Source organism: Pseudomonas sp. W2Aug9, from assembly GCF_023127755.1.
Lineage (GTDB): Bacteria > Pseudomonadota > Gammaproteobacteria > Pseudomonadales > Pseudomonadaceae > Aquipseudomonas > Aquipseudomonas synxantha_A.
This window is the reverse complement of record NZ_SPKL01000004.1, coordinates 40,627-66,708: the sequence shown is the minus strand read 5'-3', so window position 1 is coordinate 66,708 and position 26,082 is coordinate 40,627. Positions and strand designations below refer to the sequence as shown.

At 60.7% G+C, this 26,082-nt stretch carries 21 protein-coding genes and 1 pseudogene; 8 read left to right on the top strand and 14 right to left on the bottom strand.

The window, feature by feature from the left end:
• Nucleotides 1–12: 12 nt before the first annotated feature.
• The 10 genes from E3O56_RS03070 to E3O56_RS03025 form a co-directional block, all read right to left on the bottom strand.
• Nucleotides 13–1,353 (bottom strand): beta-xylosidase, encoded by a 1,341-nt coding sequence (locus E3O56_RS03070; RefSeq protein ID WP_103735419.1) that lies wholly within the window; start codon nucleotides 1,351–1,353, stop codon nucleotides 13–15.
• A complete protein-coding gene (locus E3O56_RS03065) occupies nucleotides 1,350–2,531 on the bottom strand; it encodes a glycosyltransferase (RefSeq protein ID WP_248089560.1) in 1,182 nt (393 codons plus the stop codon). The genes E3O56_RS03070 and E3O56_RS03065 overlap by 4 nt, the downstream gene beginning before the upstream one ends.
• Nucleotides 2,531–4,510, bottom strand: coding sequence for an exopolysaccharide transport family protein (locus tag E3O56_RS03060; protein ID WP_248127819.1), 1,980 nt, complete (start codon nucleotides 4,508–4,510; stop codon nucleotides 2,531–2,533). Before E3O56_RS03060 ends, E3O56_RS03065 begins: the two co-directional genes overlap by 1 nt.
• Before the next feature lie 70 nt (nucleotides 4,511–4,580).
• Nucleotides 4,581–5,408, bottom strand: a complete 828-nt coding sequence (locus tag E3O56_RS03055) for a polysaccharide biosynthesis/export family protein (RefSeq protein ID WP_032876894.1) — start codon at nucleotides 5,406–5,408, stop codon at nucleotides 4,581–4,583.
• Nucleotides 5,409–5,414: 6 nt separating this feature from the next.
• A complete protein-coding gene (locus E3O56_RS03050; RefSeq protein WP_078820824.1) occupies nucleotides 5,415–6,326 on the bottom strand; it encodes a glycosyltransferase in 912 nt (303 codons plus the stop codon).
• Nucleotides 6,326–7,786 (bottom strand): mannose-1-phosphate guanylyltransferase/mannose-6-phosphate isomerase, encoded by a 1,461-nt coding sequence (locus tag E3O56_RS03045; protein ID WP_005786806.1) that lies wholly within the window; start codon nucleotides 7,784–7,786, stop codon nucleotides 6,326–6,328. Before E3O56_RS03045 ends, E3O56_RS03050 begins: the two co-directional genes overlap by 1 nt.
• Entirely contained in the window at nucleotides 7,786–9,225 is a 1,440-nt protein-coding gene (locus E3O56_RS03040; protein WP_078820826.1) for an undecaprenyl-phosphate glucose phosphotransferase, read from the bottom strand. The genes E3O56_RS03045 and E3O56_RS03040 overlap by 1 nt, the downstream gene beginning before the upstream one ends.
• A 432-nt stretch (nucleotides 9,226–9,657) precedes the next feature.
• Complete coding sequence (locus tag E3O56_RS03035) at nucleotides 9,658–12,144, bottom strand: TonB-dependent receptor (protein ID WP_103735422.1); 2,487 nt, start codon at nucleotides 12,142–12,144, stop codon at nucleotides 9,658–9,660.
• Nucleotides 12,145–12,249: 105 nt separating this feature from the next.
• Nucleotides 12,250–13,200: a FecR domain-containing protein gene (locus E3O56_RS03030; protein ID WP_032876880.1), complete on the bottom strand. Its 951-nt coding sequence runs from the start codon at nucleotides 13,198–13,200 to the stop codon at nucleotides 12,250–12,252.
• Nucleotides 13,187–13,702: a sigma-70 family RNA polymerase sigma factor gene (locus tag E3O56_RS03025; RefSeq protein ID WP_103735423.1), complete on the bottom strand. Its 516-nt coding sequence runs from the start codon at nucleotides 13,700–13,702 to the stop codon at nucleotides 13,187–13,189. The genes E3O56_RS03030 and E3O56_RS03025 overlap by 14 nt, the downstream gene beginning before the upstream one ends.
• A gap of 130 nt (nucleotides 13,703–13,832) precedes the next feature.
• Between E3O56_RS03025 and E3O56_RS03020 the strand changes: the two are divergent.
• Nucleotides 13,833–14,003: pseudogene (locus tag E3O56_RS03020) on the top strand (LysE family translocator); the annotation flags it as partial.
• A gap of 499 nt (nucleotides 14,004–14,502) precedes the next feature.
• Here the strand turns inward: E3O56_RS03020 and E3O56_RS03015 are convergent.
• Nucleotides 14,503–15,183 (bottom strand): DJ-1/PfpI family protein, encoded by a 681-nt coding sequence (locus tag E3O56_RS03015; RefSeq protein WP_216091010.1) that lies wholly within the window; start codon nucleotides 15,181–15,183, stop codon nucleotides 14,503–14,505.
• A gap of 88 nt (nucleotides 15,184–15,271) precedes the next feature.
• On the opposite strand from E3O56_RS03015, the gene E3O56_RS03010 reads away from it, so the two are divergent.
• Nucleotides 15,272–16,240 (top strand): helix-turn-helix domain-containing protein, encoded by a 969-nt coding sequence (locus E3O56_RS03010; protein WP_248127817.1) that lies wholly within the window; start codon nucleotides 15,272–15,274, stop codon nucleotides 16,238–16,240.
• On the opposite strand, the gene E3O56_RS03005 is transcribed toward E3O56_RS03010, so the two are convergent.
• The 3 genes from E3O56_RS03005 to E3O56_RS02995 are packed head-to-tail and all read right to left on the bottom strand — an operon-like array spanning nucleotide 16,226 to nucleotide 19,744.
• Nucleotides 16,226–17,137: an alpha/beta hydrolase gene (locus E3O56_RS03005; RefSeq protein WP_248127815.1), complete on the bottom strand. Its 912-nt coding sequence runs from the start codon at nucleotides 17,135–17,137 to the stop codon at nucleotides 16,226–16,228. The genes E3O56_RS03010 and E3O56_RS03005 overlap by 15 nt on opposite strands.
• The gene (locus E3O56_RS03000; RefSeq protein ID WP_248127813.1) at nucleotides 17,125–18,951 is read right to left on the bottom strand and encodes a glycoside hydrolase family 15 protein; all 1,827 of its coding nucleotides are present in this window, start codon (nucleotides 18,949–18,951) and stop codon (nucleotides 17,125–17,127) included. The genes E3O56_RS03005 and E3O56_RS03000 overlap by 13 nt, the downstream gene beginning before the upstream one ends.
• Nucleotides 18,944–19,744 (bottom strand): glucose 1-dehydrogenase, encoded by an 801-nt coding sequence (locus E3O56_RS02995; protein WP_248127811.1) that lies wholly within the window; start codon nucleotides 19,742–19,744, stop codon nucleotides 18,944–18,946. Before E3O56_RS02995 ends, E3O56_RS03000 begins: the two co-directional genes overlap by 8 nt.
• A 198-nt stretch (nucleotides 19,745–19,942) precedes the next feature.
• Here E3O56_RS02995 and E3O56_RS02990 point away from each other — a divergent pair, with 198 nt between their 5' ends.
• The 6 genes from E3O56_RS02990 to E3O56_RS02965 all read left to right on the top strand — a co-directional run bounded on the left by E3O56_RS02990 (nucleotide 19,943) and on the right by E3O56_RS02965 (nucleotide 26,065).
• Complete coding sequence (locus E3O56_RS02990; protein WP_103735445.1) at nucleotides 19,943–20,317, top strand: cytochrome c; 375 nt, start codon at nucleotides 19,943–19,945, stop codon at nucleotides 20,315–20,317.
• A 98-nt stretch (nucleotides 20,318–20,415) separates the two neighbouring features.
• Entirely contained in the window at nucleotides 20,416–20,913 is a 498-nt protein-coding gene (locus E3O56_RS02985; RefSeq protein WP_248127809.1) for a sigma-70 family RNA polymerase sigma factor, read from the top strand.
• A 26-nt stretch (nucleotides 20,914–20,939) separates the two neighbouring features.
• Nucleotides 20,940–21,890, top strand: coding sequence for a FecR domain-containing protein (locus E3O56_RS02980; RefSeq protein ID WP_248127807.1), 951 nt, complete (start codon nucleotides 20,940–20,942; stop codon nucleotides 21,888–21,890).
• A 97-nt stretch (nucleotides 21,891–21,987) separates the two neighbouring features.
• A complete protein-coding gene (locus E3O56_RS02975; RefSeq protein ID WP_248127805.1) occupies nucleotides 21,988–24,393 on the top strand; it encodes a TonB-dependent receptor in 2,406 nt (801 codons plus the stop codon).
• Between the two features lie 161 nt (nucleotides 24,394–24,554).
• A complete protein-coding gene (locus tag E3O56_RS02970) occupies nucleotides 24,555–25,607 on the top strand; it encodes a type III secretion effector protein (protein WP_248089541.1) in 1,053 nt (350 codons plus the stop codon).
• A gap of 140 nt (nucleotides 25,608–25,747) precedes the next feature.
• Nucleotides 25,748–26,065, top strand: a complete 318-nt coding sequence (locus E3O56_RS02965) for a hypothetical protein (RefSeq protein ID WP_032876842.1) — start codon at nucleotides 25,748–25,750, stop codon at nucleotides 26,063–26,065.
• The last annotated feature ends 17 nt before the right edge of the window (nucleotides 26,066–26,082 follow it).

Here is a 26,082-nt window from a genome sequence, read left to right as displayed (position 1 = left end):
CCATGCCCGGGGCTACCACACCAGTATCTGCAAACTCGGCTTCACCGCTGGGCGAATACCGTTGTCGTCGTTCAGGGGCTGCCGGGCTCCGGTCAGCGGGTCCAGCAGTTCTGCGTGTTTGATGTCCGGCAGGCTGATGCTGCTGCCTTTGGCACTCCAGTACATCAACAAGTGTTTTCCGTCAGGCCGAGTCCAGGCCACGCTGTAGAAACTGTCCGGCACATCCTCAAGCTTGGGCGTGGTGCCGGGTTTAAGGGAGGGGCCGGTGATCTCAAGGAAGCGGGCGAGGGCGGTGTATACCGGCTTGGGTTCGCCGTCCAGGTTCAGCAGGCCGTAATGCTGGTCGCGTGGCGAGGCGCGTTGGTCGAGGTCGGACAGCGCGAACAGGAAAATCTTCTGATAGTCCTGGGACGCCATCAACGCCAGGCGGCGCAAGGTGTAGTCGGCCTGCCCGTCGATACCGATCAGGTCCTGCATCTCCTTGGGGCCGGCATAGCTGGACCAGCCCCACTCGGTAGCCCATACGTTCTTGATCCCGGCGCCGTGCAGCATGGTATTGAGTTGATCGCCGCGCAGCAGCACTTCGTTCTTGCCCGGTTCATCGGTTTCCGGGGTCATCGAATAAGGGTGATAGGCCGCGACCATGCCCAGGTTTTGCACGCCCAGCGCGCCGAGCGCTTCGAACATCAGGGTTTTGCCACGCGGCGGCATCTGGCTGTAGTACGCCATGCCGCCCATGACCTGCAGTTTGCCGGGCGCGGCAATATTCAACGCCTGGTGACTGGCCAATAACAATTGCCCGTACTCCTTGGCGTTGACTTTGGGGCGCCAGTTGTTCGGCAGGTTCTGCTCGTTCCACACCTGCCAGGCATCGATATTGGGGTAGCGCTTGGCCAGGAGTGCCAGGCGCAGCGCGTAGATTTCGGGGTCCCGCGGGCGATACTGGTCCTGGAACTGCGCGCCCTTGGGGGCGGTGGTGATAAAGGGCGCCGAGCCCACCAGGTAAAACACCGAGCGGATTTTTTCAGCGCTCAGGGTGCGGTCCAGTTCATCGAAGGTGCTGAGTTGATAACCGTCTTCTGTGGGCTCCAGGCGATCCCAGTGCAGGTCGACCCGCACCCATTGCAACCCAAGTTTCTTGTATTGCTTGATCTGCTGGCGGTACTGCTCGGGCGTGAACCACAGAAAGTGCGCGTTCACGCCAAGGAAGTCCTTCCATACCACAGTGCGCTCCGGGGCCAGATTCACCGGCTGCGCATCGACTTTCTCACTCGACAGCAGGGCGCCACCCACGGCGATTGCCAGCACCAGCGGCAGATAGCGCCACATCGGGCGAACAGATGAAATATTCATCGCAACGGCTCCTCACAAGCATCCCGAAATAATTCGGCAAAACGTTGGGCCGTGGTGGCCCACTGGCGTTGGTGGCCGATTTCCGCTGCCCGGGCAGCCCATTGCCGGGCCTGCTGCGGGTCGAGGATCAAGCGGTTCAAGGCGTTGCTCAAGGAATCGATATCGCCCTGCTGATAGGTGATGCCATTGCCGCCGGCCACCTCTTCAGCAAAGGCACGCGCATTGGAGGTGATCACCCCGCGCCCGCAGGCATTGGCCCACGACAGCGCGCCACTGGTGCCACGCATCTGTCCCAGGAAACCGAGTTTTTTCGATTCGCGGTAGGGCAGCACCATCACATGGTGCGCCTGGATCGTAGCGGCGATCTGCGCCGATGGCAGGTCCAGCTGCCAGTCCACCACATCCTCCAGGTGCAGCGCGCTGATCTGTTGGCGCAGGCCGTCGAGGTAGTTGCCGGCCGGGTCGAAGGTCATTTCCGGGGCGGTGCCGCCGGCCAGGGTCAGGCGTACCTGGCCTCGGCATTGCGGGTGAGCGGCCAGTGACTGGGCCAGGGCCTGGAGCAGATCTTCAATGCCCTTGCCGCGATAGATAAAGCCGAAATACAACAGACGCAGCGGCGCAAGCGGCGGCAAGTCCTGGGGCGCGATGGGCAGGTTGCCGTGAGCAATCACCGCCACTTGCTGCGGGCGCAGGCCCATGCGTTGGCGCAGGCAGTCGCCTCCCAGGCGGGTGAGGGTGATCAGCCGGCGCATACCTTTGGCCAGGCGTCGTTCTTCGTGCAAGGTCAGCGGGTCGGCCAGCAGCGCCGCCGCCTGGGGCAGCGGGTGGGGCAGGCGTTCGAGCAGGGTCAAGGGGAAAAACAGCTTGGCCCGGCGCCAGATCAAGCGCTCCGGGTCATGCACCGTGGCGGTCAACGGCAGTTGTGGGTGTGCCCGACGCAGGTAGTCAAGCGCCTGGAACTCACCGAAGCGCCCACCTCCCAATTCGGCATGGACCAGGTCCACACCGTGCCAGTCAAAGGCTTGCAAGCGCCGCAACTGTTCAGCCAGGTCCTGGCAACCCGCGAGGGGGGTCACCACTTCAAGGCCCAGTTCGATCAACGCGTTGCGCAAATGCGCGGCGTAATCGGCGATTCCGGTCTGCTCCGGTGGCAGAGGTGCCAGCAATGCAATACGCATCAGGCCGCACCGCGCCAGCTGTTGATCCGCGCCAGGACCTTGGCCGGTACTTCGAAGCGGCGGCGGTTGAGGATCATGCCGTCGACTTTGCCGAACGCGGTGGTCAGCAGCGACACCGCGTTCTCGATGGTCGGTACGGTACTGGTGCGGGCTTCGATCACCAGCACGATCTGGTCGGCACGGCGTAGCGTCAAAAAGGCCTGCGGGTTGGACGACAAGGCCGAGGCGTCCAGCAACAGCACTTCACCCGCCGTGGGCGCGTTCGCCCCGTCGACCGAGACGCGGTGGCCACGCTCTTCCAGCAGGCGCTTGAGCTGCTCGATGATAAACGTCACGCCCTCGCCATGCCGCGCCGAGGTCAGGCCCAGGGCAAAGCCTTCACTGGCGATGCGCTCCAGGGGCAGCAGGCTGTACAGGCGATAGAGGCTGGCGGTGACGGCGGCCGGCGTGGCGTCTTGCACGTCGGGGATGCTGCTCCACAGCGGCACCTGGAACATCTCCTGCAAGCGGGTGCCATCGTGGATGCGTTGGTCCAGCAGGTACAGCACATAAATGGTCAAAAAGCCCACGGCTACGCCGGCGGGAATGGCGAACAACAGAATCAGCAGGCTTTTGGGAAACACACGTGACGGGTTCAGGGTGGCGTGTTCGATCAGCGCGATGTTGCTGATCTGACTGTTGTCCAGTTCGTGGTCGATACGCGCCTGTTCAAGATTGTCCGAGTACAAGGCGTAGCTTTTTTCGGCGGCGCGCAGTTGTTGGCTCAGCTTGTTGAGTTCCGGCTCATCGGTCATCGCCTTGTCACGCTGGTCACGCAGTTCGGCGAGGGTCTTGTCGTAGTTCTCGATCTCCCCGGCCAGTTTGCGCTCTTGCAATTGGGCGTCGATCACTTGCTGCTTAACGTTGATCACCAAGCTGTTGGGCGCAGTGTTTTGCGAGCGTTCCAGGCGCGTAGCTTCCTGAGCGCTGAGGGCTTCGATGTCGCGGATGTTCTGTTCGATCTGATTGACCTGCGGCGTGCCCGGCAGGTAGGTGCGCAACAGGCGTGCGCGTTCCACTTGCAGCGCATTGAGCTGGCGCTTGAGGTCCAGTTGGGTGGGATTGAGGCTGGTTTCGCGCATCGTCACCACGTCTGCCGGCTGGCTCTTGATCTGCTGGCTGGCGTTGGCCAGGAGGCTGCGAATGCCCGAGATCTGGTTTTGTGCGCTGACCTTGGCGTCGGTGACACGGTCGATCTGACTGGTGAGGTTCTTCAGGCGCGCATCGACACTGATCGAATCGATCTGCTTCAAACGGCCTTGCAGTTGGTCCTTCAGGCTTTGGATATTTTCCGCCACCTTGGCGCGTTCGGTTTCGTAGAAGGTATGCAGGCTCTTGCGCCCGAGAATCCGCGCACGTTCCTCAAGGTAGGCGTTGACCCATTCCTCGACGATTTTTTGCGCCACAGCCGGGTCGTCCCAGGTGAAGGAAATCTCGATCACTGAAGAACCCGGCTCGTGACCGGCTTTGAAGTTCTTCTCCAGCGAGGTCGCCAGGCGCTCCAGCGGGCTTTGCTTCTCGGCAAGGCCTACGAACTGCAGCACGCTGCGCACGCCGTTGATGACTTCGCCAAGGCCCTTCTTGATGTAGAACTTGGTGACCTTCCAGAAGCCCTGCGGCGGCTCGGAGGTCATCGCCATATAGCGCTCGGCAACGATATGCACGATGGGCCGGCCCGTGAGCATTTTTTCTTCGTCGACAATCGGGTCGTGCTGGGTGCTCGGGGCAATCAGCGTCTGGCGGTTGGCGGCTTCGATCGGCAAGGTGGTGTTGTCCCGCCCCGGCTTGACCAGCAAGCGCGCGTCGGACTCGTAGCGAGCCGGCAACAGGAAGGCACCCAGCACCGCGACGACGATCGTGGTGATCACTGCCAGTTTGAATTCGCGGCGGTAGATGAAAAACAGCCGCAGCAGGTCGCGAAGAGAGCGGATTTCGATCACAGGATCACTCCATTGCATATGGGGTTTACGAAAGACGGGAACGCTTGGTTCGAGTGATACGACGCCCGCTTCATAATCCTTGGCCTGCGTTGATGGTTGGGTTGTTGTAGATGGTGTTGCCGCTGTTTTTCACGTCGCTCTTGTTCAGGTCGTAATTCAAGCCAATGCCAATGCCCTTGTTGATCGGAAACAGCTTGGTGAAGTACATATCCACGGCCTCCACCGTCGCGCCGATGCCCGACTGCGGCACGAAGATCAAATCGCCGCGCTGCAACGCCACCCGCGGGTGATTGGGGTTGGTCAACATGCTCTCCAGGCTGATGAAGTACGTTCTGTACTTGCCATCTGGCCCGGTGCGCAGCAAGGCCACGTTGGAGGCATCCGCCGAGGGCAATACACCACCGGAACTGAGCAGTGCCTGCTCGACGCTGACGTTGCCGGCCAGGTCGAAAAACGCCGGGTTAGACACCGCACCGCCGATAAACACCTTGTTGCTCGGTGCGCTGGCGATGTTCACCGTCACCGCGGGTTCGCGGTAGATGCGCTTGTACTTCTCGGTGATTTCCTTGCCCAGGTCTTCGGGCGTGCGCAGGGCGGCCTTGACCCGGCCAATATTGGGTACCGAGATCACGCCGTCGGGGCGCACGACGAATACGGTCATGTCATCGGCCGCCGCCGGTTCCTGGGCGTCGCGCACGATCCGCAGCGAGTCGCCGGTCTGGATCAGCACCTGGGGTGGTGGCAGGTCGGCCAGGGTCAGCGCCGCTTGATGGCCGGCCTTGAGCGTATTGTTGTCAGGAAGCGGCACCCGCGCAGGGGTCGAACAGCCCGCCAGCCAGATTGAGGCACTCAAGAGGCTGAGCAGGGTAAGACGGGAACGTCGGTTGGTAGTCTTCATGACGGCTCAAGTCCAGTAGGTGGAAAACATGCCCAGACGCCGTTTAAGCGAGTTGGGCAAGTGGCGTTCAAGGTGGCCGAGGCGATAACCCAGCAATTTAAAGGCGCTGCGCATTACTACTTCTGGCGCACGGTGCAGCGCGTTCGCCTCGCGCAATGCGCGCAGTTCGGCCAGCACATAACGCTTACCTTCGCCGCCCGCATCGCCGAACGCCTGGCGAATCCACGCCTCGCGGCCGTAGAACACACCGATATCGAAGTAGCGCTTGAACTCGTCCAGCAAGCGGTAATCGTGGGAGTGATAAACCTGCGCACTGGCGGCGTAGCGCACCTGGTAGCCGGCCAGCAACATGCGTGCGGCGACGTAGGCGTCTTCGCTGCCAATCACATCCTGGGGGAAACCACCCACCGCCTGCAGGGCGCTGCGTCGGTACACCGAAAACGAGTCGGAGCTGAAGCAGGTCTTGATCCCTAGCTGCGGTGCATCGGCCAGGCTTTTGCTGCGGCTGGCCGCCGGGTAATTGAAGTGCCGCGACTGTGCCCCCAGCACCCCTGCACCGGGGTGCGGCAGCTGCCGTCCATAAGCCACGCCATTGAGCGGCTCCAGTTGCAATTCGGCGATCAGGTTGGCGAACGTCTCGGCCGTGGCGGGGATTGCGTCCTGAGTCATGACGATCAAAGCGTCGCCGCCCACCTGTTCACTGGCCCAGCGCCGAGTGCCGCCGTGGTTGAAGTCGCGGGCATCAATCACCTCCACGCGCGCGCCAAACTCGCGAAAGCGCGCCACGGTGTCATCGCTCGATGCGCTGTCGACCACCAGCATCTCGTCCGGTTGCAGGGTTTGCATGCGCAGCGCCGGCAGTAAGCGGTCCAGATGGCTGGCCGCGTTGCGGGTGGGGATGATCAGGGACGTGCGCATCAGGGTTTCTCTTCCACCGGCGCGCGGCCGTAGATGTCGTCATAACGCACGATGTCGTCTTCGCCCAGGTACTCACCGCTCTGTACCTCAATCATCACCAGATCGATGATGCCGGGGTTGGTCAGGCGGTGTTTGTGGCCGGCGGGAATATAGGTGGACTCGTTCATATTGAGCAGGATTTCGCGCTCGCCATTGGTGATCATCGCTGCGCCGCTGACCACCACCCAATGCTCGCTGCGGTGATGGTGCATTTGCAGGGACAGCGAGCCTTTTGGCTTGACCACAATGCGCTTGATTTTGAAGCGCGTGCTTTCTTCCAGCACCGTGTAGGTGCCCCACGGGCGGGTGACTGTGCGATGCAGACTGAACGCCGGGTGATTCTGGCGCTTGAGTTCGGCGACGATATAGCGCACGTCCTGGCTGCGGTGCGCGTCGGCGATCAACAGTGCGTCCGGGGTGTCGACGATGATCAGATCGCGCACGCCCACTGCACCGAGTACCCGCTTGGGCGAGTCGATGTAGCAGTTATGCACGTCGTGCAGGATCGCCTCGCCATTGATCTGGTTGCCATTGTCATCACTGGGGGTGAGTTGGCGCAGCGCTTCCCAGGAACCGATATCGCTCCAGCCAATGTTGCAGGGCACGACCGCGACCTTTGCGGATTTTTCCATCAGGGCCACGTCGATGGAGATGTCCGGCGCGGTACCGAAACCTTCCGGGCTCAGCTCACGCTGGCGACTGCTGCTGTTCTGCAGGCTCTGGCTGTGCTCGAGTGCGGCCTTGGCTGCGTCCAGCACTGCCGGGGCGTGGCTGGCCAATTCTTCCAATAGGCTGGCCGCCTTGAAGCAGAACATGCCGGCGTTCCACAGGTGCTTGCCGCCGTCCAGATAGCCTTGGGCGGTGGCCAGATCGGGCTTCTCGACAAAGCGCCGGACCTGAAACCCGGCCCCCAACGCTGCGCCTTGTTCTATATAGCCAAAGCCGGTTTCGGCACGGTCAGGCTGAATGCCAAAGGTCACCAGGTAACCGGCTTCGGCCAGTGCGCGGGCTTTTTCTACCGCTTGGGCGAAGGCCGTTTCATCAAGGATCAGGTGATCGGCGGGCATCACCAGCAACTGTGCTTCAGCGCCGAAATGCTCCTGCACATGCAAGGCGGCCACGGCGATGGCGGCGGCGGTGTTACGGCCAAACGGCTCCAGCAGCAGCTCCAGGGCCAATCGCTGGGTGTTCACCGCGCGGTAGTCGTCGAGGGTGCGAAACAGCAGGTCACGATTGGTCACCGTCAGGATGCTCTCCACCCCCGGCAAGTGGCTGGCGCGCAGGAAGGTCTTTTGCAGCAGGCTCTGGTCGTCGCGCATGCGCATGAAGGGTTTGGGCATGTTCTGCCGCGAAACCGGCCACAGCCGCGTGCCCGAACCACCGGAGATGATGCACGGGATCAATCCGTTAAGAGGGTTCATCAATAAACTTCCTTGGTGGAAAGGACGGCCGGAACCGTCATGAAAACGATGTACAGATCCAGCCACACCGACCATTTGGCGATGTATTCCAGGTCGTATTCGACTCGCTTCTGGATTTTGAACAGGGTGTCGGTCTCGCCACGGTAGCCATTGATCTGTGCCCAGCCGGTGATGCCTGGCTTGACCCGGTGGCGTGAGCTGTATTCGCTGACCGCTTGCTCGAACGGAACCCCGGCGGCCTTGGTGGCCGTGGCGTGGGGGCGCGGGCCGACCATCGACATATTGCCCAGCAGCACGTTGAACAGTTGTGGCAGCTCATCAATGCTGGTCTTGCGAATGATCCTGCCTACCCGGGTGATGCGCGGGTCCTGGCGTGTGGTCTGGTTCTCGGCGTTGAGGTCGGTCTGTTCGACGTACATCGAGCGGAACTTGAACACTCGGATCAGGTTGTCGTTGTAGCCAAAGCGCTTCTGGCGAAACAGCACCGGGCCCTTGGAATCGAGTTTGATCGCGATGGCCGTCGCCAGCATCACCGGTGACAGCAACAACAGGCCGAGGCTGGCCAGCAGCAGGTCTTCGCAACGCTTGATAAAGGGTGACCAGCCGCGCAGCGGCAACTGCGAGGTGTTGAACATCAGGATGCCGCCCACATCGGTGATGCGGTTATGCCCATAACGCAAGGCAGCCATGTCGGGCACCAGCATGACGTTCACCGACATCTGCCGCAGGCGTTTGACCAGCCCGTTGATACGCTGCTCGGCGGCCCAGGGCAGGGTGATCATGACCTGGTTGACCTGTTCGGAGCGGATCAGCTTTTCCAGGTCGCGGGTATTGCCCAGCAAGGGCAGGCGGCTCAATTCCTTGGGAATGCGCTCGGTACGGTCGTCGATAAAGCCGATCAGGCCGGAACGGATATCGCTGTTGCGCGACAGGTGTTCAGCCACATGCACCGCCGTCTCGGTAAAACCCAGGATCACCGTACGCTGCAAGAATTTGCCGTTCTTCATCAAATGGCGATACAGGCGCAGCATCAATATCCGCTCCACGCCAAACAGCACCAGGCTCATGGAGAACCAGGCCGCCAGGTTGCGTGGGCTCAACTGTGGGAACAGCAGCAGGATCTGGTACATGAACAGCAGGATGCAAAACGCCGAGACCCAGGCCACCAGCATCACGCGAAAACGCAGGCGATTGCTGAACAGATCCTCGGAGTACACCCCCAGGGCCTGGAACAGAATGATGGTCAAGAGCGCAAAGAATACCAGCAGGCCAAGGTAGTGGTTGCGCATGTGCTCGGCGACGGGTTCCGGGTAGAACAACAGGATAATTGCCGGCACTACAGCAGTGAGGCCGTGGATCAGTTTTACGAAGACGACAAAAAACTCAACGAAACCGGGACGAGTCAAAAACAGGCTATCGACCGACGATTTACCGCGCATAGATCAGATCCTCAATACACCACCAGAACGTTCCTATTCGTTTTGCTCATCCATAAGGCAGGTTTGCTTTACAAGTGGTGCAAATCGAACAACTGCAGTTGCTGGGTAATACGTAATGCCTGTTCAGACGCAGGAATTTACGGAGTGATGGCTAAATAGTGGCTTCCTTGAGGTTCCGTGTCAATGATTTGGCTTTTTTTGCCGTTGCCTTCAATGGCTCTCATGAGGCTCCCATGATATGACGATTTATTGACATGAGAGGCCGTGCTTTCAGAAAAATCGAGAATCGATGATGGCTTTTTGGAGTGTAGGAACAAACGTGGGGATTTGCCTGCCAGCGAAAAAAGCTTTTTTTGACAGAAGCAGGGCGGGGGAAGGGGGGTTGTCGAACCAGAGCCGGCTTGCCGGCTCTGGTGCAAGGACTGCTGATGTTTAGAAGTTGCCTTTGAGGCTCAGCGTGAGGTTGCGCGGCTCTCCATAAAGATTACCCCAGCCTGAGGTACCCACGGTCTGGTAGTAGTTTTTATCGAACAGGTTGTTGCCGTTGAGCGCCACAGTCCAGGTGTCGTCCACCTGATACGCAATGCGCGCATTCCACAACGCATACCCGGCCTGTTCCAGTTTGATAGTTTGCAACCGGTAGTTGCTGCTTTGGGCGTTGACCCCTGCGCCGACTGTCCATTTTGACAGTGCACCGTCCAACTGGTAGTCGCCCCACAAACGCAGCATATGCCTTGGTACGTAGGTGTTGGACACCGCGCCTTCGGCTGCGCTGTCGATGTTCTTCAGGTTCTTGGTTTGCGTGTAGGTGTAGCCGCCAAACACTTGCAGGCGTTCAAGCAATTCGCCGCTCAGCTCGGCCTCGACCCCTTGGGCGCGAACTTTGCCCGTGTCGGTGTAGCAGTAGCCGTCGGAGGAGCTGCCGCAGCGGGTCTCGAAATCGGTTTGGGCGGCGTTTTTTTCGATGGCGCGAAACAGCGCCAGGGAGCTGTTGAGGCGCCCGTCAAACCATTCGCCCTTGATACCCAGCTCATAGTTCTCACCCATTTTCGGCTTGAGCGCCGAACCGCTGACCGTGGCGTAGGAGCTTTGTGGCTGGAAGATATCGGCGTAGCTGGCGTACACCGAAAGGTTGTCATTGAGGTCGTAGATCAGCGCGGCAAACGGCGTGACCACGCCGGTTTCCTTGGTGCGTGCATCCTGGTCGGCCCACTCGCCCCAAGCCAGGTTCAAGGACTCACGGCGGTTTTCATACCAACTGACGCGACTGCCGAGAACCAGCATCAATGGTTCGGCCAGGCGCAGGCGCAAGGTGGCGTAGGCGCCGTATTGGGTGGCGGTTTCCTTGACCGTGCCGCCACGGTACATGTTGGGCCAGAAGGTATCGTCGGCAGGTTCCGGGAAGTGGTGGTTGGGGTTGAAAACGCTTTGGCGCTGGGGCAGGTTGCGGATCGCGTAGACATCGTCCTGGGTGCCACGACTGCCATTGGCGCCGAGGATCAACTCATGTTGCAGGCCAAACGCTTCAAATTGACCATCAATGTAGGCATCCAGGCCGTAGTCCTTGTGATCGTAATCCAGCAGCGCGGCGTAGCTGGTGAGCGTAGGGGCCGGGTTGCCATAGTCCACGGTGCTTTCGCTGGCGGCGTATTTGATGTCTTGCAGGTTGCGGCTATGCACGGCGCTGACTTTGAGCTTCCAGTCGTCGTTGAAGTGATGGGTCAGATCGGCGAACAGCGTGGTGCGCTGGCTTTGCCAATCGTTCCAGGCCTGGCCCAGGCAGGTGGAGCGGCTCAGGCCGAGGCTTTTGCCGTCGCGGTAGCGCGGCAGGCCGCTCCAGCACGGTGTGGCGTCGACATCCTCATAGCTGGCGCCGAAGCCTAGGGTGGTGTCAGGGCTGACATCCATGTCCAGCGCCGCGTAAAACGCCTGGTCCTGGCGCTTGGCAAGGTCCATGTAGGAGCCACGATTCTGCTGGCTGACCGACGCACGGCCGCGCACCGTGCCGCTGTCGTTCAACGGGCCGCCGGTGTCGAGTTCGGCGTGGTAGTTATCCCAGGTGCCCGCCGACAGCCCGAGGCTGGTGGTCGGGGTGGCTTGGGGCCGCTTGCGCACGAAGTTCACTGCACCGCTGGCGGTGCCGGCGCCCTTGAGCATACCGGCGGCGCCTTTTAGCACCTCTACCCGGTCATAAATCGCCATATTCGCGCTGAAACTGTCGGCCTGTATGTAGTCCTTGCCGATGTCCAGCGGCACACCATCGAACTGGTACTGACCGAGCATCTTGAAGCCCCGGGAGTAAAAATACTTGCCGCCCATGGGCGACTCGTAGCTGGTGATCCCCGGCGTGCGCTCCAGCAATTGGTCGATGGTGGTGATGTTCTGGTCATCCATCAGCTTGCGGGTCATCACGCTCACCGATTGCGGCGTGCGTCGCAGGCTGTGTTCACCCTTGCCGATGGTCACCGCACCGGTGGTGTAGGAACCGCTGCCTTCGGTGGTGGCGCCCAGACGATCACCAGTGATGGTGGTGGCGCCCAGGCTCAGCGCCGAGCCGGCTTGCTGCTGAGGTAGCAGTAACCAGGCGTTCTGGCCCTGGCTTTGCGCCTGCAAACCCTGGCCCTGGAGCAACTGGCTCAGGGCCTGTTGTGGGGCCAGGGTGCCGCTCAGCCCCGGGCTGCTTTTGCCGGCCACGCTGCCTGCGTCATACGACAGGCTGATACCGGCCTGCCGCGCAAACTGATCAAGGGCGCCGGCCAGAGGCCCGGGCGCAATATTCCAGGCGCGGGCCTGGCGCTCGCTGCCGGGTTCCTGGGCTGTTGCGGTATACGGCAAAGCGCTGGCTGCCACGCACGCGCCAAGAAGAGTGGCATTGAGGGCGTGTCTGAGGGGGGAACGCTTGGAGGGGAACGCTTGCATGACCGCGGGATGCTCCTGAAGGAAGTGGACAACACCGGCCTGTTGATCGGCCTTTCCTTACAGGTCGAATGGCAATGAGAATTCACCTCATTTATTTTCGGCCGCTCAAACCCGAGCGGAGACGGTCACCCAATAGGGGCTGCGGTAGGTCACATTGATCGACAACGATTGCGCCACCAGCTTGAGTACCTGATCGGTGTCTTCCAGTTGATAGGTGCCCGAAACCCGCAGCCCCGCGACGGCTTCGCTGCAACGGAGCAAGCCGTTGCGGTAGCGGCCCAGTTCGGCCAGGAAGTCGTCAAGGCGCATATTGTGGGCGCTGATGACGCCGTCGCTCCAGGCCCAGGGATCCAGGCCATTGGTGGGAGAAGGGCGAATGCCGCTACGGTTGAACAGCACCTGTTCGCCCGGCTTGATCATTTGGCGTGCGCTGGCGTCATGGCTGTCGGCATACACCGCGACCGCACCCTGCTGCACAGCCAGCAGCGTGCCTTGGGCTTCTTCACGTACCACAAAGCGCGTGCCGAGGGTGCGCAGGTAACCATCGCGGGTGTGCACCCAGAACGGACGGTTGTCAGCGCCGGTATTGACCAACACTTCACCCTGACGCAGGTTCACCAGACGCCGCTCGGCATTCAGGGTGATATCGATGGCACTGGCGCTGTTGAGCTGGACCTTGCTGCCATCGTTCAACGCCACCCAACGCCGCTCGCCGGTGGCCGTGCGGTAGTCCGCCATCAGGGCGGGCAGGGGCGTGTAGTCGCGACCCAGCCAGGCCAACCCGGCGGCGCCGGCAAACAAGCCCAGCAGCTTCAAGCCTTCACGCCGACTGATACGTTGGCGCGCGCCATCGAGGGCATGGCGACTGACATGCGCCGGCAGTTGGGTGAAGTCGTCATTCATGGTCGCCACGCGCTGCCACGCCAGTTGATGCGCGGCGCTGGTGTGCAGCCACTGCTCAAAGGCCGCCGTGCTGGCGTCGTCAGCGGTGTTGAAGCGCAGCTTGATCATCCACTGGATGGCCTGGTCCACCAGGCGCGGATCAGCATTCGGCATAACGTAACCGATAGCAGGCGTGCAGCGCCTTGGACAGATCACGCTCCACCGTGGCCTTGGACACGTCCAGGCGCAGGGCGATTTGCGCGCAGGTCAGGCCGTCCAGTTGGGCCAACAGAAACGCCTCGCGCACCCGTGGCTTGAGCTGGTCGAGCAAGCGGTCGATGCGCGCCAGGCTGTCGAGGATCAGCAGGCGGGTTTCTTCGCTCGGCACCTCGACTTGAGGAAAGTGCGCCAGGCTTTCCAGGTAGGCACGTTCCAGTTCGCGGCGTCGGTATTGGTCGATCATCAAACTGCGCGCGATGCTGCTCAAGTAAGCACGCGGCTGCTGCAGGGTTTGTTGCTTGCGCGCGTTGAGCAGGCGCACAAAGGTTTCCTGCGCCAGGTCAGCGGCGTGTTCACGGCAGCCGGTGCGTCGGCTCAACCAGCCGCGCAGCCAGGAATGGTGGGCTTGGTATAGCTGGCCGATGGCGGCATGGTCCAGTGGGTGATCGCTCGACATGGTCATCCTGGCGCAGCAGGCTTAATTGATAATGTTTCGCATTCTAGACGTTGGTTGTGGCATTCAGCAATCACTGGTTTGCTGCGTCAGTAATGTATCCAGCACAATTTTTGTAGAGCCTGTGAGCGCCGTGCTGGCGCTGATCGCGAGTGTGTTTCACGTGCTGCTGGGCATGTTTGGCGGGGTGCTCAGCCGCTTCTTCGCCAAACGCACCAAAAGCGCCTGGCTGCAGAAGTGGGGATTGGCGGCGGTGCTGATGGCGTTGGCCGTGCGCTTGGCGGTGATGTCGCGTCCTGCCTGACGACACGCGGGAAGCCAAGCAGGTTTCTGTGTGGCGAGGGAGCTTGCTCCCGTAACGGCCTGCCAGTCGATGCTCATTTACCTGACACCTCACAATCCAATTGTGGGAGCTGGCTTGCCTGCGATGGCGGCCTGACAGGCGATGCTTCTCTACCTGACACCCCGCGATCCAAATGTGGGAGCGGGCTTGCTCGCGAAGGCGGCCTGACAGCCGACACAGTCATACCGAGTACATATCCATTCCTGCGGTAACGGCCACTTAGGGTTCCGCCCTGACAGCGGCTCACTTTTGAACAGCGTGTCCGGTCCGTACAGGTTGAAGGTTCGCAACGCAGTGTGGTGTTGGGGATTTGCCGGATGGTAGAGGGCGTTCAGTTGCTGGTTGATCGGGTAGTAGAGGGAGGCGGCGAGACGCGAGCGCAGTAACGGCGATGCCTGTCAGTTAAGAAGCAGCGCTGTACTGTGGCGAGGGAGCTTGCTCCCTCGCCACGGATGAACATTCAACCCAACCGTGCAGCCGCCCGCGCCACAATCTCCCCACGCACTCTGCGTGACTCCACCGTGCGCTTGTTGGCTTCCTCCAGCACATGCCGGGGCGCAGTCTCCGGGCGGCCGGAGTCAAACGGTGGGGCCGGCGCATATTCGATCTGCAGTTGCACCAGTTGCGCCGCCGCTTCGCTGTACAACTCTGCGGCCAGGGTCAGGGCAAAGTCGATGCCGGCGGTGATCCCGCCGCCGGTAAACAGGTTGCCGTCACGCACCACGCGCTCCTGCACGGGAACAGCACCGAGCGGGGCGAGCAGGTGGTGGTAGGCCCAGTGGGTGGTGGCCTTGCGACCGCGCAGCAACCCTGCCGCGCCCAATACCAATGAGCCGGTGCACACCGAGGTCATGTAGCGCACTGTCTGTGCCTGGGCCTTGAGAAAATCCAGGGTTTGCGGGTCTTCCATCAACGGGCCCACACCGGCGCCACCGGGTACGCAGAGCACATCCAGGTTCGGGCAGTCGGCGTAAGTAATGGTCGGCGTGAACACCAAGCCAGTGCTGGAGGTGATCGGCGCGAGGTCTTTCCATACAAGGTGAAGCTTCACGTCTGGCAGCGAACCGAGGACATCATAGGGGCCGGTCAGGTCCAGTTGCTGGATGCCGGGGAACAACAGAAAGCCGATCTGCAAGGTCATTGTGCAAGCTCCGAAAGAAATGGACGACCGCACTGTAGAAGCCTAGGCTTTGGCGTGTACGCCATTGAGCCCACTAATCACGCCAATCATGCCCAAGATTATTCATGTACTCGCTTTTGAAAATGCCCAGGTGCTCGATGTCACCGGGCCTATGCAAGTGTTTGCGTCGGCTAATGACCTGTTGCGCCAACGTGGTTTACCGTTGCCCTACGCGGTGAACGTGATCGCCGCTCAGCCTGAACCGGTGAGGACTTCTGCCGGCCTGGCGCTGCTGGCTGAACCGCTGCCCGCCATCGACGCGCCTTGCGATACCCTGGTGATCGCCGGTGGCTGGGGCGTGTACGCTGCCGCTGAAGACCCGACACTGGTGCAATGGGTGCGCGATAAATCCCGGCACACCCGGCGCATGGCTTCGGTGTGCACCGGGGCCTTTCTGCTGGCCGCCAGCGGTTTGCTCGATGGTTGCCGAGTGGCCACGCACTGGACGCGGTGTGAAGAACTGGCACGCAAGTTTCCCGCACTCACGGTGGAGGCCAATCCGATTTTCATCCAGCAGGGCGCGGTATGGACGTCTGCTGGTGTGACCGCCGGGATCGACCTGTGCCTGGCCCTGGTAGAGGATGACCTGGGTCGCGCCATTGCCTTGGAAGTGGCGCGCCACTTGGTGGTGTTCCTCAAGCGCCCTGGCGGTCAGTCGCAATTTAGCGTGACGTTATCCCTGCAAAAGAGCGACAGCCGCTTTGCCGACCTGCACGCTTGGATCGCCGACCATCTGACGCTGGATCTGAACATCGCCACCCTGGCGGCCCAGGCTGGCATGAGCGAGCGTAGCTTTGTGCGCCATTACCGCGCCGAGACCGGCCAGACCCCGGCCCGGGCCGTGGAACTGATCCGTGTCGAAACCGCGCGCCGGCAATTGGCAGACAGCACGACCTCCATCAAACGTATCGCCATGCAGTGCGGTTTTGGCTGTGAGGAGACTTTGCGCCGCAGCTTTGTGCGGGCCTTGTCAGTGACGCCTCAAGCTTACCGGGAGCGTTTTTCACCGCTCCAGTAGTTCCAGCAATGCTTCAAGCGTGACCTGGGGCGCTTCCTGGAAAACATTATGACCAATGCCTGGCAAAACCAGCCGTCGATAAAAACCGCTGAAGTGCTCCACATCGTCATCCTCAAGCGACGGCGGGCCCACACCGTCGTCGGCCCCGCATAACGAAATGCTGGGCACCTTTATCGCCGGTTGCTGCACCAATGCCTGCTCAATGGATTCCAGCGCGGGATCACCCGGCGCATACATGAAACGATGGCGGTAAGAGTGAATCACCACCGCGACAAAGTCCGGGTTATCAAATGACGGCGCAGTCTTGCCATACAGACTTGGCCCTTCACGCCAGGTCGGCGACCAAAGCCGCCATAACAACTCACACAGCTCATGTCGATTGGCGGTCAAACCGTCGACCCCACGCTGGGTGTGGAAGTAATACTGGTACCACAATCGATGCTCGGTTTCCGGTGCCCGAGGCTCAAGGGACTTGGCGATGTTCTGGATGTTGTAACCGTCCCCCGTCACCAAGCCGCGGACCCGCTCGGGCCATAGCGCCGCGACAATACACGCCGCGCGCCCACCCCAGTCATACCCGGCGAGCGTGGCCTGCTTAATGGACAGCGCATCCATGAAATCCAGCAGGTCCTTGGCCAACGCCGCCTGTTGGCCGGAGCGCATGACCTGGTCGTTGATAAACCGCGTCGGGCCATAACCGCGCAAATAGGGGACCAACACCCGATAACCACGCTCGGCCAGCACCGGTGCGATTTCGTCATAACCGCGAGGGTCATAAGGGAAGCCATGCAGCAGGATCACCGGCTCGCCTGCGATGGGGCCGTGGGTTTCATAAGCCACGTCTAGCATGGACGTGCGCACATACAACAGCGGGGCAGGGGACGTCAGGGTTGCCATACAGTCTTCTCCCCACTGAGTTTGCGGTCCAGGAAGGTTGCCGCACTGATCAATGCCAAGTGGCTCAACGCCTGAGGTGTGTTGCCCAAGTGCCGAGCCTGGCTGTCGAATTCTTCGGCGTACAGTCCCAGCGGGTTGGCGTAGCGCAGCAGCTGTTCGAATTCCAGGTGGGCCTTTTCCACTTGCCCGGCGCGGGCCAGGCATTCGACGTACCAGAACGAGCAGGCGGCAAATGCGCCTTCGGTGCCTTGCAGCCCATCGATCTGGCTGTCGTCATTGCGGTAGCGGTAGACCATGCCGTCGCGCACCAGGCTTTTCTGGATCGCTTCCAGCGTCGCCAGCCAGCGCGGGTCGGTGGCCGCAACGAAGCGCACCAGCGGCATCAACAGCATCGAGCCGTCCAGCGCCGTACTGCCGATATGCTGGACGAAATGCCCGCGTTCTTCGTTCCAGAAGTTGCTCCAGATGTCGGCGTAGATAGCCTGGCGTGTCTGGTCCCAGCGCGCGAATGGGGCGGGCAGCGAGCGTTTGGAGGCGAGGCGAATAGCACGGTCCAAGGCCACCCAGCACATCAGGCGCGAGTGCAGAAAGTGGTGTTGCTCGCCGCGCATTTCCCAGATGCCTACGTCTTTGTGGTTCCAGATCTCACACACTTGGTCGACCACTTCCACCGTATGTTTCCAGCCTTCGTGGGAAATGGCTTCGCCGTACTTGTTGACCAGGTAAACCGCGTCCATCAGTTCGCCGTAGATATCCAGCTGGATCTGGTCGAACGCTTCGTTGCCCACGCGCACCGGTTGGGCGCCGCCGTGGCCGCGCAAATGATCGAGTGTGGTTTCCGGCAACTCCTGGCGACCGTCGATGCCGTAGAGAATATTGATTTTGGTCGGCTGGCCGCAGCAGTCGCTGACTCTGCCTTTGAGCCAGCGCATATAGGCGTTGGCTTCCTCGACAAACCCCAGGCGCATGAACGCGTAGACGGTAAACGACGCATCGCGTATCCAGGTATAGCGGTAATCCCAGTTGCGCTCGCCGCCGGGGCTTTCCGGCAGGCCGAAGGTGGCGGCGGCGATGATTGCGCCGTGCTTGCGCGAGGTCAAAAGCTTCAACGCCAAGGCTGAGCGGTTGACCATTTCGCGCCAGCGCCCTCGGTAATTGGACTGGGAGATCCAGCCGCGCCAGAACTTGAGGGTGCGTTCCAGGTACAGGTCCGTGCAGTTGTTGACCACCCGCGGATCATCCTGGCCGCCGAGCACAAATTCGGCGCCCTCGTCCTGAGCCAGAGTAAAGCGGGATACGACTGCATTTTCTTCGAGGGTCAGCGGGTGGCTGCCTACCAGGCGAAGGCCGGGCTGACCTTCGGCGCTGAACAGCACGCCGCTGTCATCGGCTGTGGTGTGGGTCTTGGCACGTGCGTAGTCGTGGCGCACGGCGCAACGCAGGTGCAGGTTGGCCTGGCCGCTGACCACCCGTACTCGGCGAATCAGCAAAGGCAGCTCGTCGACCTCTTCGCTGACCGCCAGCAGGTCGGTGACTTCTACCACCGCCTCGTCACTCAGCCAGCGTGTTTGCAGCACGTTGGTGTCAGGCAGGTAGATCTGCTCGCGGCGGGCGTTAGGCAGGTCCGGGGTAAGCTGGAAGGTGCCGGCGTCGGGCGTGTCGAGCAGTGCGCAGAAGATCGACGGGCTGTCGAATTCCGGCCAGCAGAAAAAATCGATGCTGCCACGGTCGTTTACCAGTGCGGCACTGCGCATGTCGCCGATGATGCCGTGGGCATCGATGGCGCTTTGGGGTTCTTTTTTCAGATCAACCATTGCCGCGAAACTCCGGATAAAGGCTCATGCCACCATCGATGAACAGCGTACTGCCGACCACATAATCAGAAGCATCACTGGCCAGCCACACCACTGCATTGGCCACATCTTCTACATCGCCGACGCGACCGTAAGGAATCAATTTGAGTAACTCTTTCTCCGCAGCGCCTTCAGTGGCTGCGCGGTTGATCGCCGTGCGAATCGCCCCCGGCGCAACGCCGTTGATGCGGATACGTTGCTCGCTGACTTCCTGGGCGAGGGTGCGCATCAGCATCTCCACGCCGCCCTTGGACGCTGCATAATTCACATGCCCGGCCCACGGAATGACTTGATGCACCGAACTCATATGGATGATTTTGCCGGCCGCTCGTGACACGCCCTCACGAACGCCCTGACGATTGAAGATACGCACTGCCGCTCGGGCACAGAGGAACTGCCCGGTGAGGTTGACACCGATCACGGTGTTCCAGTCCTCGAGGCTCATGTCGACCAGGTTGGCGTCTTTTTGCAGGCCGGAGTTGGCCACCAGAATATCCAGGTGGCCGAAGGCATCGAGGGTCTGTGCGAACAGGCGCTCGACATCAGCCTCCTTGGACACATCGCCACCGATGGCAAGCGCCCGACCGCCGTTGGCATTGATCTGTGCGGCAAGGGCCTTGGCGGGGGCCGCCTGGGAATTGTAGTTAAGCACCACTGACGCGCCCGCGTCGGCCAGGGCTTTGGCTGCGCCAGCACCGATACCGGAACTGGCGCCGGTGACCAGAGCCACTTGTTGCTGCAAGGAAATCTGCATCGCCCACCCACTGTGTTTATCCGAGTCCTTTCAGCTGACTGGCGGCGGGGAGCGGAAGTTCACCGCACGGCTTTTACGCCTAGACCGCGGGCCGCAGGTGTAGCGCCGGGGCGCAAGGCAAAGGTTTATCGTAATATGCTGAAAACAAAAGGTAAGGGATGGAGCAAAGGAATGTGTATGTCGACAAGCACCCCAAGGATGAAAAGTTTACTCATTGGCTTATCAGCCGTTTTATCACTGGCTCAGCCATCATTGGCTGTTGCGGAAAACAGCAATGGAAAAACGCTTTATCTACAGCGATGCGGCGTGTGCCATGGACCCGATATAAAGGCCACCGGGCCATTGGCTAAAAAAAGCAATCCCCCCACGCCTGACCTTACAACCGCCGCGTTCAAACAGAAGCTGCATGATTATCCGGGCGTGATCGTCTCGTCGATAATACTTCGCCCAAATGGCAACCTGATTCCAAAGACGTTGAAGGACAACGGTGTGAAGATAGCGCCGCACGCGTGGAGCGTTCAGGATTTCCGCGATCTGCATCAATACATGAGTAGCGTGATTTCAAAAAGTTGAGGGGTTTGAGTGCGGCGGGCGTACCGGCGATGGACAGCAATTGCCCCACTTAATAGGAAGCATTACTATTCACGCCCCGCCTCCTCAGTGCCTTCGCGATGATTCCTCAGCCGCCCCGCAGAACAGGCTTTTTCGAGCACTACGAAGAGTTGATCGGCACCTGGACGCGCCGTTTGAGGAACCGTCAGCAAGCCGAGGACCTGACCCACGACACTTTTGTGCGAGTGCTTGAGTCCGACGCCAGCGAGGTTGCACAACCGCGCGCCTACCTGCATCAAACCGCGCGCAATATCGCGGTGGACGCCTACCGGCGCGCAGAACGCCGCGCGGCGTTGACGTTGCAGGCCGTTGATCACGCCCCCCACAGCGGTGATCCGGAGCATTACATGCACGCGATTCAGTTGGCCGACTCCATCGAGCGGGCCCTGGTCGAGTTGCCGCTCAACTGTCGCAAGATTTTTATCTGGCAGAAAATCGAGGGGCTCACCCAACAGGAAATCGCCGTGCGGCTGGGGCTGTCTAAAAACATGGTGGAGAAGTATATGATCCGCACCCTGCGGCATCTGCGTGACCGCCTGGATGCAATGGCGCCATGACCCGCTTTGAAACAGGATCTTCCACGATGGATAAGCGTGTCCGTGACGAAGCGGCGCAATGGTTTGTGCGCCTGCAAGACGGCCCGTTGAACGCCGAAGAACGGCAACGTTTCGAGGCCTGGCGTGCCGAGCAGCCCGAACACCAATATGAATTCGATGTGCTGCAAGGGCTGTGGAGCGCCACGGATCTGCTGCCCCAACCCCGTTTGCAGGCTTTGTGCGATGCGCCGGCCGAGCGCCCCAGGGGTGGGGCGGTGTTGCGCTATGCGGTAGTGGCCGGTGTGGTTGCCATTGCCGTGGGCCTGGGTTTGTTCAGCGGGCTGGGCCAGTCCAAGCCCTACAGCGCCGAGTTCACTACCCGGGTGGGCGAGCAGCGCCAGGTGGCCTTGCCCGACGGTTCTGTGATGGACCTCAACAGCCGCAGTGTGGTTGCGGTTCACTACGAAAAAGGTCGGCGGGGCATTGAGCTCAAGCAGGGTGAGGCGATGTTCAGTGTCGAGCACGACGCCAGTCGCCCGTTCGTGGTGGCCGCCGGGGCAGGGCAGGTAACGGTCACCGGCACACGCTTCGATGTGCGTCGCGATGACGACCGCACCCGCGTGGTGGTCGAGACCGGCACCGTCAAGGTGCAGGGACGAGCGTCGGCTCAAGTCGTGACGCTCACCGCCGGCCGCGGCACTCATGTCGATACTCAGGGCGAAGTGGCTGCGGCCTATGCCGTAAACCCTGAAGAGCTGACCGCATGGCGCACCGGCAAACTGGTGTTCAACAACGCTAGTCTGGCCGAAGTGGCGCGGGAAGTGTCGCGCTATCGCGAGCAACCGTTGCGCATCACCACGGCAGCGGTGGGCAACCTGCGTCTGACCAGCGTGTTCAACGCCAGTGACACCGACGCCTTGCTCAAAGCCTTGCCACATATTCTGCCGGTTGCCTTGCGCACCTTGCCGGACGGCAGCCAGGAAATTATTTCACGCTGACATTCAGGTTTTTTTCGCATTGTTCGTCTTCTCCTGCAACTGCAACTGGTTTGCATTAACAGCCGCACACTTTTGCGATCACAGGACTAGGTTCGACGTGAAAAAACTCGCCCTCCACAACAATAAAATCTCCCGCTGGGCTCCTCTCGCCCTGGCTATCGCAGTCAGCATCGCGCTGCCTGCCGCACAGGCTGGCGAAGGCGTTCATATTCGCGCCCAGCCCCTGGGTGCAGCCTTGAGCCAACTGGGCCAGCAGACCTCCCTGCAAGTGTTCTTCAGCCCCGACATGGTCGCCGGCAAGCAAGCCCCAGCAGTGGATGGCAACCTCTCGCCTGAACAAGCCCTGCGCCAATTGCTGGAAGGCAGTGGGCTGGATTACCAGATCGACGCAGGCTCCGTAACCTTGCGCACGCTGAGCTCCGGCACTGGCGAAGCTGGCTCGCCGCTGGAACTGGGCGTCACCGACATCAAGGTGGTGGGCGACTGGCTCGGCGATGCCGATGCCGCCGTGGTGCAAAACCATGCGGGTGCACGCACGGTGGTGCGCCGCGAAGCCATGGTGGAGCAGGGCGCGATGAACGTCGGCGACGTATTGCGCCGCGTGCCTGGCGTGCAGGTACAGGAATCCAATGGCACCGGGGGCAGCGATATTTCTCTCAACGTCGGCGTACGCGGCTTGACCTCACGCCTGTCGCCACGCTCCACCGTGCTGATTGACGGCGTACCGGCAGCCTTCGCCCCGTACGGCCAGCCGCAACTGTCGATGGCGCCCATTTCCGCCGGTAACCTTGACAGCATCGACGTCGTGCGTGGTGCCGGGTCCGTGCGCTATGGCCCGCAGAACGTCGGCGGCGTGATCAGTTTCGTGACCCGCGCCATCCCGGAGAAATTCTCCGGGGAAGTCGGCACTACCCTGCAAACGTCCGCCCACGGTGGCTGGAAGCACGTCGAAAATGCGTTTATCGGCGGCACCGCCGACAACGGCATCGGCGCCGCGCTGCTGTACTCCGGGGTCAATGGCAACGGCTATCGCAACAGCAACAACTCCAATGACATTGACGATGTAATCTTCAAGACCCACTGGGCGCCGACCGATCAAGACGACTTCTCGCTCAACTTCCACTATTACGATGCCAGCGCCGACATGCCCGGCGGCCTGACCCAGAAGCAGTTTGACGCCAACCCGTACCAGTCGGTGCGCGACTGGGACAACTTCAGCGGCCGCCGCAAGGACGTGTCCTTCAAGTACATCCGCCAGATTGACGACCGTACCCAGGCTGAAGTGCTGACCTACTATTCCGACAGCTTCCGAGGCAGCAACATCGCCAACCGCGATCTGAAAACCCTCAGTTCCTACCCACGCACCTACTACACCTTCGGCATCGAGCCACGGGTGTCCCATGTGTTCGATGTGGGCCCCAGCACGCAGGAAGTCAGCGTTGGCTACCGCTACTTGAAGGAAGGCATGCACGAGCAGGCCACCAGCCTTAACCTGGTCAACAACGTACCCACGCCAGGTGGGCAGAGCGACGGCCACGTTTATCAAGACCGCACCGGCGGCACCGAAGCCAGCGCTTTCTACATCGACAACAAAATCGACATCGGCCAGTGGACCATCACGCCGGGCATCCGCTTTGAAGACATCCGCACCGAATGGCATGACCGCCCGGTAGTGGCCCTGAACGGCAAGCGTACCGAGGAAAAACGCCGCGAGATTCACAACAATGAACCGCTACCGGCCCTGAGCGTGATGTACCACGTCAGCGACGCATGGAAACTGTTCGCCAACTACGAAACCTCCTTCGGCAGCTTGCAGTATTTCCAGTTGGGGCAGGGTGGTACCGGCAACCAGACCGCCAACGGTCTGAACCCGGAAAAAGCCAAGACCTACGAGATCGGGACGCGCTACAACGACAGCATCTGGGGCGGCGAAGTGACGCTGTTCTACATCGACTTCTCGGATGAACTGCAATACGTCAGCAATGACGTAGGCTGGACCAACCTCGGCGCCACCAAGCACGCCGGTATCGAAGCGTCGGCCCACTACGACCTGTCCAATCTTGACCCGCGCCTCGACGGTCTGACCGCCAACGCCGGCTTTACCTACACCAAGGCCACCTCCGAGGGCGACGTACCGTTCAAGGGCCGCGATCTGCCGCTGTATTCCCGTGAAGTGGCGACCCTGGGCCTGCGTTACGATGTCAATCACTGGACGCACAACCTGGACGTCTATGCTCAGTCTGGCCAGCGTGCGCCAGGCACCGGCACCACCTATATCACCCAAGGCACCGCTGACGGCCAGTACGGTGATATTCCGGGTTATGTTTCGGTCAACGTGCGCAGCGGTTATGACTTCGGTGCGCAACTGTCGAACCTGAAACTTGGCGTGGGGGTGAAAAACCTCTTCGACCAGCAACATTACACACGCTCCAGCGACAATAACGCCGGGATATACCTGGGCGAGCCGCGCACGTTCTTCGTACAGGCAAGCGTTGGATTCTGATCTTCGGTTGATGGCAATAATCGCAGCCCAAGGGTTGCGATTTTTTTTGCCCGCGCCAGGCGTAATGCAAGCCTGCCTGATCTGTTTCCTACACCGTCAAAGCACGTATTGTTGCTGCGTCAGGAACTGTTTCCGACACAAAACCACACATGGGAAAGCTGATGGGCTTCGACACTGCGTTGGAGCGACAAGCTGAAATCGCGCCTACTGCAATGGAGAAACCTATGTCTGTATCGATGGATACATCCGTCTCTGCTTCAACAACGCCAGACCGTTCACAAGTCACTGGCAAGGCTGTCGTCAAAAACACTCGCGAGGCACCTGCTGCGCCTTCTTTCAATGATCAGCGTGCTGCCCATGTCAACTTCCCGACCACGCAAAACAAGGCCGGGCCGGTGTTCGATCACCATCAGCCGGCAACAACCGCGGCTGATGTGCTTGGCCATCAACACAACCCTCCCGGGCTGCATCACTTACTGAGCCAACTCAAGCGCTGGCTCAGTCATTGGTTCCTGGGGCATCGGCCGCCCATGCATCCGGGCTGCAGCAACCCGCCGCCAAGGCCCAACCCCGGGGCAAGCAATCCACCGCCGCGCCCCGACCCTACTGCAGGGGGTAGGCCTTATCCGGTCGCCCCCGGCAGGCCGGATCCGCAATACTCATTAAAGAGTAACGAAGAGTTGGCGCAGCAATTGCGCGACAGCTTCAACGCGTTTAGAGATCCAAATAACCCTGGGTCTATCAGCGTTGACAGCATTCTTGCGATGGCGAAACGAGGATGGTCACCTAACCCGGTCATGAGGGAAAACGCCCGCTTGGCCAATGAGCTGCTGCGACGTCCGGAGCTGATGGCGGCGCTTGACCGGGACGGTCGCACCGGTGCGTTGAATGATCTTATTGATTGGAAAAGCCTGAACGCGGTTATCCAGGGAGATAACTACTTCAAGTACAAGACTGACAAGGAATTGGCCGCTGAAATGCTCGAGCATTTCGATGAACTCAAGGATGGGAGCGGCGGGCCACACCTGAAATTCAAAGACTTGAGGAAACTCGCAAGTCAGGAGCTCACCGGCGATGCAGCCAAGGATCACCTGATCCAATTGGCCCAGGCAGTCATGAAACGGGGCGACCTGCTCAAACTGTTGGATAACCTCGTCAGTGCCGACGGTGATGGAAAGATCCGTCGCAAAGCATTGGCCTTACTGTCGCAATAACCCGCCTTCAGGCGCTGTGCTGCGAAAACGGCGCCTGATTCAATCATTTAAGGAACGGCTTACGCTTATTTGCCACATAGGTGGTAACTGCGGTGGTGCATTGGCCCACTGCTTTTCAGATTTCGCCTGAGGGAAAACACATGACTTCAACTTCGTTTAATTCCTCCCAATCCTGCCGCCTTGAACTTCTGCAAAACACCCAGCAAGTAAACCCTGCGCTGTCCGAGAAGGGCGGAGTATCAGAAGGTATGCCCACTGCCGCGCAGGAATATGTGGCCCAAGCCCGCCGCATGAAAGCGTTTGCCGGCGAGCGAAAATTTCAGGCGCCCGTTGCGGATGATTTTTCCCGGGGCATGTTGGCTGACCGCCAGGTCCCAGTGGCCCGCGCTGATTCACTGAAAAGCACCGGGCTGATCAATAGCCTGGCGACGTGGTGGCGTAGTCGAAAGTCAGGTTGATGCTGCCTTGCCTGGGC

What these genes read in the sequence shown, in the direction of transcription:
- E3O56_RS03005 (WP_248127815.1), bottom strand. Translation starts at nt 17,137, where the DNA reads ATGGCAACCCTGACGTCCCCTGCCCCGCTGTTGTATGTGCGCACGTCC.
- E3O56_RS03025 (WP_103735423.1), bottom strand. Translation starts at nt 13,702, where the DNA reads ATGTCGAGCGATCACCCACTGGACCATGCCGCCATCGGCCAGCTATAC.
- E3O56_RS03035 (WP_103735422.1), bottom strand. Translation starts at nt 12,144, where the DNA reads ATGCAAGCGTTCCCCTCCAAGCGTTCCCCCCTCAGACACGCCCTCAAT.
- E3O56_RS02985 (WP_248127809.1), top strand. Translation starts at nt 20,416, where the DNA reads ATGATTCCTCAGCCGCCCCGCAGAACAGGCTTTTTCGAGCACTACGAA.
- E3O56_RS03070 (WP_103735419.1), bottom strand. Translation starts at nt 1,353, where the DNA reads ATGAATATTTCATCTGTTCGCCCGATGTGGCGCTATCTGCCGCTGGTG.
- E3O56_RS02990 (WP_103735445.1), top strand. Translation starts at nt 19,943, where the DNA reads ATGAAAAGTTTACTCATTGGCTTATCAGCCGTTTTATCACTGGCTCAG.
- E3O56_RS03030 (WP_032876880.1), bottom strand. Translation starts at nt 13,200, where the DNA reads ATGCCGAATGCTGATCCGCGCCTGGTGGACCAGGCCATCCAGTGGATG.
- E3O56_RS02995 (WP_248127811.1), bottom strand. Translation starts at nt 19,744, where the DNA reads ATGCAGATTTCCTTGCAGCAACAAGTGGCTCTGGTCACCGGCGCCAGT.
- E3O56_RS03045 (WP_005786806.1), bottom strand. Translation starts at nt 7,786, where the DNA reads ATGAACCCTCTTAACGGATTGATCCCGTGCATCATCTCCGGTGGTTCG.
- E3O56_RS03040 (WP_078820826.1), bottom strand. Translation starts at nt 9,225, where the DNA reads ATGCGCGGTAAATCGTCGGTCGATAGCCTGTTTTTGACTCGTCCCGGT.
- E3O56_RS02965 (WP_032876842.1), top strand. Translation starts at nt 25,748, where the DNA reads ATGACTTCAACTTCGTTTAATTCCTCCCAATCCTGCCGCCTTGAACTT.
- E3O56_RS03010 (WP_248127817.1), top strand. Translation starts at nt 15,272, where the DNA reads ATGCCCAAGATTATTCATGTACTCGCTTTTGAAAATGCCCAGGTGCTC.
- E3O56_RS03065 (WP_248089560.1), bottom strand. Translation starts at nt 2,531, where the DNA reads ATGCGTATTGCATTGCTGGCACCTCTGCCACCGGAGCAGACCGGAATC.
- E3O56_RS03050 (WP_078820824.1), bottom strand. Translation starts at nt 6,326, where the DNA reads ATGCGCACGTCCCTGATCATCCCCACCCGCAACGCGGCCAGCCATCTG.
- E3O56_RS03000 (WP_248127813.1), bottom strand. Translation starts at nt 18,951, where the DNA reads ATGGTTGATCTGAAAAAAGAACCCCAAAGCGCCATCGATGCCCACGGC.
- E3O56_RS02980 (WP_248127807.1), top strand. Translation starts at nt 20,940, where the DNA reads ATGGATAAGCGTGTCCGTGACGAAGCGGCGCAATGGTTTGTGCGCCTG.
- E3O56_RS03015 (WP_216091010.1), bottom strand. Translation starts at nt 15,183, where the DNA reads ATGACCTTGCAGATCGGCTTTCTGTTGTTCCCCGGCATCCAGCAACTG.
- E3O56_RS02970 (WP_248089541.1), top strand. Translation starts at nt 24,555, where the DNA reads ATGGGCTTCGACACTGCGTTGGAGCGACAAGCTGAAATCGCGCCTACT.
- E3O56_RS03055 (WP_032876894.1), bottom strand. Translation starts at nt 5,408, where the DNA reads ATGAAGACTACCAACCGACGTTCCCGTCTTACCCTGCTCAGCCTCTTG.